General features: G+C 59.1%; 7 protein-coding genes and 1 pseudogene. 5 read left to right on the top strand and 3 right to left on the bottom strand.

Features of this window, described 5'->3' with window-relative positions:
• Positions 1-118 precede the first annotated feature (118 nt).
• Positions 119-1495, bottom strand: coding sequence for a glutamine synthetase family protein (locus tag AC1DH9_RS20830; protein ID WP_477808704.1), 1377 nt, complete (start codon positions 1493-1495; stop codon positions 119-121).
• Positions 1496-1776: 281 nt separating this feature from the next.
• Here AC1DH9_RS20830 and AC1DH9_RS20825 point away from each other — a divergent pair, with 281 nt between their 5' ends.
• The 4 genes from AC1DH9_RS20825 (at position 1777) to AC1DH9_RS20810 (ending at position 5782) form a co-directional block, all read left to right on the top strand.
• Positions 1777-2538, top strand: coding sequence for a gamma-glutamyl-gamma-aminobutyrate hydrolase family protein (locus tag AC1DH9_RS20825; RefSeq protein WP_427543796.1), 762 nt, complete (start codon positions 1777-1779; stop codon positions 2536-2538).
• A gap of 294 nt (positions 2539-2832) precedes the next feature.
• Positions 2833-3975, top strand: a complete 1143-nt coding sequence (locus AC1DH9_RS20820) for an ABC transporter ATP-binding protein (RefSeq protein ID WP_054598125.1) — start codon at positions 2833-2835, stop codon at positions 3973-3975.
• A 29-nt stretch (positions 3976-4004) separates the two neighbouring features.
• Entirely contained in the window at positions 4005-4886 is an 882-nt protein-coding gene (locus AC1DH9_RS20815) for an ABC transporter permease subunit (RefSeq protein ID WP_427543829.1), read from the top strand.
• Complete coding sequence (locus tag AC1DH9_RS20810; protein WP_477808703.1) at positions 4883-5782, top strand: ABC transporter permease subunit; 900 nt, start codon at positions 4883-4885, stop codon at positions 5780-5782. The genes AC1DH9_RS20815 and AC1DH9_RS20810 overlap by 4 nt, the downstream gene beginning before the upstream one ends.
• 189 nt (positions 5783-5971) lie before the next feature.
• On the opposite strand, the gene AC1DH9_RS20805 is transcribed toward AC1DH9_RS20810, so the two are convergent.
• Complete coding sequence (locus tag AC1DH9_RS20805; RefSeq protein ID WP_054598130.1) at positions 5972-6187, bottom strand: TOBE domain-containing protein; 216 nt, start codon at positions 6185-6187, stop codon at positions 5972-5974.
• Between the two features lie 205 nt (positions 6188-6392).
• On the opposite strand from AC1DH9_RS20805, the pseudogene AC1DH9_RS20800 reads away from it, so the two are divergent.
• Positions 6393-7211: pseudogene (locus tag AC1DH9_RS20800) on the top strand (aldo/keto reductase); the annotation flags it as partial.
• A 6-nt stretch (positions 7212-7217) separates the two neighbouring features.
• On the opposite strand, the gene AC1DH9_RS20795 reads toward AC1DH9_RS20800, so the two are convergent.
• On the bottom strand, positions 7218-8320 hold a 1103-nt coding region (locus tag AC1DH9_RS20795), incomplete at its 5' end, for a DNA polymerase II (protein WP_477808702.1).

Raw genomic sequence — 8320 nt, 5'->3', positions numbered from 1 at the left:
GTGCCAGATGACATCAATATTGATTGATCCGCCGCTATCGCGAGCAGGCTCGCTCCCACAGGGAATGGTGGTGGACACATGTTGTGTGTGCACCGCCAATTCCACAGGGGTTTAGCCGTCAGACAGTGTGCAGATACCAGTTGTACTCAAGGTCCGAGATGGAGTTCTCGAACTCGGCCAGCTCGCTTTCCTTGCACGCCACGAACACGTCGATGTACAGCGGGTCGATGTACCTGGCCATGACTTCGCTGTCGTCCAGCTCGCGCAGTGCATCGCGCAGGTTGTTCGGCAGGCTCTGTTCGTTCTGCTCGTAGCTGTTGCCTTCCACCGGTGGGCCCGGCTCGATTTCGTTGGTCAGGCCGTGGTGAATACCGGCCAGCACCGAGGCCATCAGCAGGTACGGGTTGGCATCGGCGCCAGCCACGCGGTGTTCGATTCGCACGGCGTCTGCGGAACCGGTGGGCACACGGACCGCAACGGTACGGTTGTCGATGCCCCAGCTCGGCGAGTTCGGCACGTAGAACTGTGCGCCGAAACGACGGTACGAGTTGACGTTCGGGCAGAGAAAGGCCATCTGCGCCGGCAGGGTCTCGAGCACACCGCCGATCGCGTGACGCAGTGCGGCGTTCTGCTCGGGATCCTCGCTGGCAAAGATGTTGTTGCCTTCTTTGTCGAGAATCGAAATGTGCACGTGCAGACCGTTGCCCGCCTGGCCCGGATACGGCTTGGCCATGAAGGTGGTGTCCATTTCATGGTCGTAAGCGATGTTCTTCACCAGACGCTTGAGCAGCACCGCATAGTCGCAGGCCTTGATCGGGTCGGAGACGTGATGCAGGTTCACTTCGAACTGCGCCGGCGCACTTTCCTTGACGATGGCGTCAGCCGGGAYGCCCTGCTCTTTCGCGCCTTCAAGGATGTCTTGCAGACAATCGACGTATTCGTCGAGGTCGTCGATCAGGTACACCTGGGTCGACATCGGACGCTTGCCGGAAACCGGTGAGCGTGGCGACTGCGGACGACCGTTCACGTTGTCCTGGTCGATCAGGTAGAACTCGAGTTCGAACGCGGCGCAGATGGTCAGGCCCATTGCATCGAACTTGCGCACCACATTGGCCAGCACTTCACGCGGGTCGGCAAAGAACGGCTCGCCTTCGAGTTCGTGCATGGTCATCAACAGTTGCGCGGTGGGGCGCTTCTGCCAAGGCTCGATGCTCAGGGTGCCGGGAATCGGGTAGCAGATTCGGTCGGAGTCACCGATGTCCAGGCCCAGGCCGGTGCTTTCCACCGTGGAACCATTGATGTCCAGAGCGAACAGTGACGCCGGCAGGTTAATGCCTTTTTCGTAAACCTTATGAAGACTGGTGCGCTCGATGCGCTTGCCGCGCACCACACCGTTCATATCCGCAATCAGAAGGTCGACGTACAAAACCTCAGGATATTTCTTAAGGAATGCGTTTGCTTCGTTGAGTTGAACGGCACGCAGAGGGACCGACATGATGCACCTATTAGCTGTTAATTATTATGTTCACCGCACTTTCACGAGCCCAGTCAAACCGAAAGGCAAAGTGAAGTCAATAGCGAACGAAGCGCCTTTCACGTTGAATTTATTGGCCGCCTCAGCCACCAACCACCCTATTTACTGCCTGAAACCCGCGCCACCCCGGATTCCCGACCGTTTTTGCGTTTAGAATTTTTTACATGAGAGTTGTTAATTAAAATCAACGAGGCTAAGCTCCGGAAAAGCTCGTTCAAGTGTGAAACTTCGAGGTGATAAAAATGGCACTCAAGCCATTGATCGGCGTTACTGCGTGCGTCAAACAGATTGGCCTGCACCCCTACCACGTCAGCGGCGACAAGTACTTGCGTGCTGTCAGCGTCGCGGCTCTGGGGCTGCCGGTGATCATTCCTTCCTTAGGCGAACTGACCGAGATTGATGAGCTGCTCGCGCATCTCGACGGCTTGTTGCTGACCGGTTCGCCGTCGAATGTGGAGCCCTTCCACTATCAAGGCCCCGCCAGCGCACCCGGCACGGATCACGATCCTGCCCGGGACAGCACCACCCTTCCCTTATTGCGTGCAGCGATTGCCGCCGGTGTCCCGGTGCTCGGTATCTGTCGCGGCTTTCAGGAAATGAACGTGGCGTTCGGCGGCAGCCTGCATCAGAAGGTCCACGAACTGCCCGGCATGCTCGATCACCGGGAAGCGGATCATCCGGACCTGGCGGTGCAGTACGCACCGGCTCACGCGGTCAATGTGCAACCGGGCGGTGTGTTCCAAGCGCTGGAATTGCCGCCGGTGTTCCAGGTCAATTCGATTCACAGCCAAGGCATCGACCGACTGGCCCCCGGCCTGCGCGCCGAAGCCATCGCTCCCGATGGCCTGATCGAAGCGATTTCCGTTGAGCACAGCAAGGCCTTCGCCCTCGGCGTGCAATGGCACCCGGAATGGCAGGTCCTGGACAACCCGGTGTACCTGCGCATCTTCCAGGCGTTTGGCGACGCGTGCCGGCAACGGGCGGCGCTGCGTAATCCGCGCTGACTGAACACTCGATTAATCCATTTACTGCCCACGTGAGTCGGGCGGGCGCGCCCTTGCGCATCCGTGACTCACGAAAACGACACACCGCAATAACAACAAGTACGACCAGGCAGCCAGGACGGCGGCGCCGAATTGGCCCAGGCCGGACGATACCCAGCAAGCGCGATCCCCTGTGGGAGCGAGCCTGCTCGCGAATGCCCGCTGAACTGACTGGCATCGCCCGGTGCGGGTTCGCAATCAACTATTAAGTCAGGCCGTATTGGCCCGACGACTGACACCTGTTGGGAGTTTCACATGGCAAACGCCTCCAGCATTTACAGGAAGGCTCTGGAAGGTAATCAGCAACCGAAAAAGGTTCTGGTGAGAGTCGACCGCGTAACCAAGAAATTTGACGAAACCATTGCCGTAGACGATGTGTCCCTGGACATCCACCAAGGCGAAATCTTCGCCATGCTGGGCGGTTCGGGTTCCGGCAAATCGACACTCCTGCGCATGCTGGCAGGCTTTGAGCGACCGACCGAAGGGCGGATCTACCTCGATGGCGTGGACATCACCGATATGCCGCCGTACGAGCGGCCGATCAACATGATGTTCCAGTCCTACGCACTGTTTCCACACATGACCGTGGCGCAGAACATTGCCTTCGGCCTGAAGCAGGACCGTCTGCCCGCCAGTGAAATCGAAGCCCGCGTCGAAGAAATGCTCAAGCTGGTGCACATGACCCAGTACGCCAAGCGCAAGCCGCATCAGCTCTCTGGCGGTCAGCGTCAGCGTGTTGCGTTGGCTCGTTCGCTGGCCAAGCGTCCGAAACTGCTGCTACTCGATGAGCCGATGGGTGCATTGGATAAAAAGCTGCGCTCGCAGATGCAACTCGAGTTGGTGGAAATCATCGAGCGCGTCGGCGTGACCTGCGTCATGGTGACCCACGACCAGGAAGAGGCCATGACCATGGCCCAACGCATCGCGATCATGCACCTGGGCTGGATCGCCCAGATCGGTAGCCCGGTCGACATTTATGAAGCGCCGGTCAGCCGCATGGTCTGCGAATTCATCGGCAACGTGAACGCCTTCGACGGCACCGTTGTAGAAGATCTGGAAGGTCACGCGATCATTCACAGCCCGGACCTGGAACAGAAGATCTACGTCGGTCACGGCGTGAGTACGTCGGTGCAGGACAAGTCGATCACCTACGCCATCCGCCCGGAAAAAATGCTGGTCAGCACCCTCAAACCCGATACCCGTTACAACTGGTCTCAGGGCAAGGTGCATGACATCGCCTACCTCGGCGGGCACTCGGTGTTTTACGTGGAGCTGCCTGGCGGCAAGATCGTGCAGTCGTTCATGGCCAACGCCGAACGCCGTGGCACACGCCCGACCTGGGACGATCAGGTCTACGTCTGGTGGGAAGACGACAGCGGCGTGGTACTGCGCGCATGAACACTCTCACTCAGCAGTTTCAGCGGTCTTTGCCGAGCGGCCGTAAAGTCGTGATCGGTATTCCATTCCTGTGGCTGTGCCTGTTCTTCATGCTGCCGTTTTTCCTGGTGATGAAGATCAGTTTTTCCGAAGCAGCCCTGGCCATTCCACCCTACTCCGAGATCTACAGCTTCGCCGAACAGAAATTCCATCTGCTGTTGAACCTCGGCAACTACGCCATGCTGGGCGACGATGAGCTGTACATCTCGGCTTATCTGGGCTCGTTGAAAATGGCCGCCCTCAGCACGGCGATGTGCCTGGTGATCGGTTTCCCGATGGCCTACGCGATTTCCAAGGCCAGCAAGGAAGCGCAGAACGTCCTGCTGCTGCTGATCATGATGCCGACCTGGACCGCCATCCTGATCCGCGTGTATGCGTGGATGGGCATCCTCAGCAACAACGGTTTGCTCAATGCCTTCTTGCTCTGGACCGGACTGATTTCAGAGCCGATCGAAATCCTCAACACCAACACCGCGGTCTACATCGGCGTGGTGTATGCATACCTGCCGTTCATGGTGCTGCCGCTGTACGCCAACCTCGTCAAGCATGACGGCAGTCTGCTGGAGGCCGCATCGGACCTGGGTTCAAGCAACTTCAACAACTTCTGGAAAATCACCGTACCGCTGGCCAGGAACGGCATCATCGCAGGCTGCATGCTGGTGTTCATTCCAGTGGTCGGTGAGTTCGTGATTCCGGAACTGCTCGGCGGCCCGGAAACCCTGATGATCGGTCGCGTGCTGTGGCAGGAGTTCTTCAACAACCGTGACTGGCCAGTGGCGTCTGCATTGGCGGTGGTGATGCTGGCGATCCTGATTGTGCCGATCATCCTGTTCAACCGCAGCCAGGCCAAAGAGATGGAGGGACGGGCATGAACCGTTTCGGATTTTCACGAATGATGCTGGTGCTCGGCCTGCTGTTCATCTACATGCCGATGCTGATCCTGGTGATCTACTCGTTCAACGCCTCGAAACTGGTGACAGTCTGGGGCGGCTGGTCGGTGAAGTGGTACGTCGGCCTGCTGGACAACACTCAACTGATGGGCTCGGTGGTGCGCTCGCTGGAAATCGCCTGCTACACCGCGATTGCCGCCGTAGCACTGGGGACACTCGCCGCTTTCGTGCTGACCCGCGTCACCCGCTTCAAGGGCCGCACGCTGTTCGGCGGCCTGGTCACCGCGCCGCTGGTGATGCCGGAAGTGATCACCGGTCTGTCGCTGTTGCTGCTGTTCGTGGCGATGGCACAGATGATCGGCTGGCCGCAGGAACGCGGCATCGTCACCATCTGGATCGCCCACACCACGTTCTGCGCCGCCTATGTGGCGGTGGTGGTCTCGGCGCGCTTGCGTGAGCTGGACCTGTCCATCGAAGAGGCSGCSATGGACCTCGGTGCSCGGCCRTKGAAGGTGTTCTTCCTGATCACCATTCCGATGATCGCRCCSTCGCTGGCCGCCGGCGGCATGATGTCGTTYGCCYTGTCGCTGGATGACCTGGTGTTGGCGAGTTTCGTCTCCGGGCCGGGCTCCACGACCTTGCCGATGGAAGTGTTCTCGGCCGTRCGYCTGGGCGTGAAGCCCGAGATCAATGCGGTGGCCAGCCTGATTCTGYTSGCGGTGTCGATCGTGACCTTCATGGTCTGGTWCTTCAGCCGCAAGGCCGAAGCCACTCGCAAGCGCGCGATCCAGGAAGCCATGGATCAGACCGCCAGCGAATCCTGGACGCAACCGGCTTCACAACGACCTGCTACCCAACAGATCGGTGCGACGGCTTAACGCCGTCGCGTTTCATCGCGACAGCACTGAATAGATAACGGCACGCCTTTGGGCGTGCCACGCAATTCCGTTCACGCAGCGCCTTACCACCGCCGCAGTTACACGAACGGCCTCACCTGGCTCCTCGGTTAAGGTGATTTTGGGCGCCCTCGGGCGCCCTTTTTGCTTTTGGCAGTTATCCCACTATCGTCAGAGCTTGGCGATCGAGACCTCAGTGGATTTGACGAACGCGATGACCTCGCTGCCCACCACCAACTCGAGATCGCGAATCGAACGCGTGGTAATCACCGAAGTGACAATCCCGGAAGCGGTTTGTACATCGACTTCAGAGACCACCGGCCCTTCCAGGATTTCCTTGACGATGCCTTTGAACTGATTGCGGACGTTGATCGCTTTGATGGTCATGACTAGGCTTCCTGTCGAAATGGCTACATGAGCACGGCTGTGCACAGCCTTAAAATGCACCCGATTGAAAACAGAACAAAGGAATAAATAACTAGATATTTATTCCTTTTAAATATATGCAATGGATGGCGTCGAGTGTGCGATAGAACCTCTTGGCTTCGCTGCGGCCCAATTTCTATTCATCAAGTCTCGTCTGGAGGTTGTGATGCGAACGCTTGAACTGGCTGGGGTGCCCGTCCCTGTCATTGGTCAGGGCACCTGGCGCATGGGTGAAGATCCGCAACAACGAACCCGTGAAATCGCTGCATTGCGCACCGGCATCGAGCTGGGAATGACCCTGATCGACACCGCAGAAATGTATGCCGAGGGCGGCGCGGAGGAAGTGGTTGGCAAAGCCATTACCGGTGTTCGCGATCAGGTGTTTCTGGTCAGCAAGGTCTACCCGCACAACGCCAGCCAACGCGGTATTCCTCTGGCCTGCGAACGCAGCTTGCGCCGTTTGGGAACCGACTACATCGATCTGTATTTGCTGCACTGGCGCGGCCAGTTTCCGCTCGCAGAGACCGTCGATGCTTTCGAACGCCTGCGCGACGACGGCAAGATTGGCCGTTGGGGCGTGTCGAATTTCGACGTAGCGGACTTGCACGAATTGGGCTCGGACGCCTGCGCCACCAATCAGGTGCTCTACAACCTCGAGGAGCGCGGCATCGAATTCGACCTGCTGCCCTGGTGCCAGCAACAGCGCATGCCGTTGATGGCTTATTGTCCGATTGCCCAGGCTGGGGGCCTTCTGGTCGAGCCGGTGCTGAAGCAGATCGCCGCACGCCATAACGTCACTGCGGCCCAGGTGTCACTGGCCTGGATTCTGCGTCAGGACGGCGTGATTGCCATTCCCAAAGCGGTACATCCAGAACACGTGCGGTTGAACGCTGCCGCCGGCGAATTGAAGCTCGATGCTGAAGATCTTCAGGCACTGGATCGAGCGTTTGGCGCCCCCACCCGCAAGCATCGGCTGGCGATGGTCTKAGGCTTAGAACAAACCCAATTGCCCGCCAATCAGCGTGCTGAAGTCGTCATCGACAAACGGCAGGATCGCGTCCGCCACCGGCTGCAGTTGGCGGCTGACGTAATGGTCGTAGTCAATCGGCGCGCTGCGGGTTTCCAGCGGTTCGGGACCCGCCACCGTGATCACGTAGCTGATCCAGCCGCCACGTTGATACTGCAGTGGCCGGCCCAGTCGATCGTTGTATTCGTCGGCAAGGCGTGCGGCGCGCACATGGGGCGGTACGTTGCGTTGATAGTCGTCCAATGGCCGGCGCAGGCGCTTGCGATAGATCAGCAGGTCATCGTGCTCACCGGCCAACGTCGCCCGGACAAACTCGCGAACGTAATCCTGATAAGGCCGACGGTGAAAGATTCGCAGGTAGAGCTCCTGCTGAAATTGCCGGGCCAGCGGCGACCAGTCGGTGCGCACGGTTTCCAGGCCTTTGTAGACCATTTCGTCAGTGCCGTCGGCACGTGTCACCAGCCCGGCATAGCGTTTCTTGCTGCCCTCTTCCGCGCCGCGAATGGTCGGCATCAGAAACCGTCGAAAGTGCGTTTCGAATTGCAGTTCGAGCACGCTGTGCAACCCGAACTCTTTCAGCAAGTGATCGCGCCACCACTGGTTGACGTATTCGACCAGAGACCGGCCGATCTGCGCCGCTTCTTCCTGACCATGAGCACGCCGCAGCCAGACGAAGGTCGAGTCGGTGTCGCCATAAATCACCGCGTGCCCTTGCGCCTCGATCAGTTGGCGAGTCCTGAGCATGATCTCGTGCCCGCGCAAGGTGATCGATGACGCCAGGCGCGTATCGAAAAACCGGCAGCCACTGGAGCCGAGTACGCCATAGAACGCGTTCATGATGATTTTCAGGGCCTGGGAAAGCGGCGCATTGTGCTCGCGCTTGGCAACTTCCCGGCCTTCCGATACACGGGCGACAATCGCTGGCAGGCAATGCCGCGTCCGCGAGAAACGCGCACCTCGGAATCCCGGCACCGACTCGCTGTCGTCGGGGTGGCGCAAGCCCTCCACCAGTCCCACCGGGTCGATCAAAAAGGTCCGGATGATCGACGGGTACAGGCTCTTGTAAT

It is taken from the genome of Pseudomonas sp. 05T35, from assembly GCF_056396605.1.
Note: the sequence above shows the minus strand (reverse complement) of the source record. Positions and strands in the feature narration are given on the sequence as shown.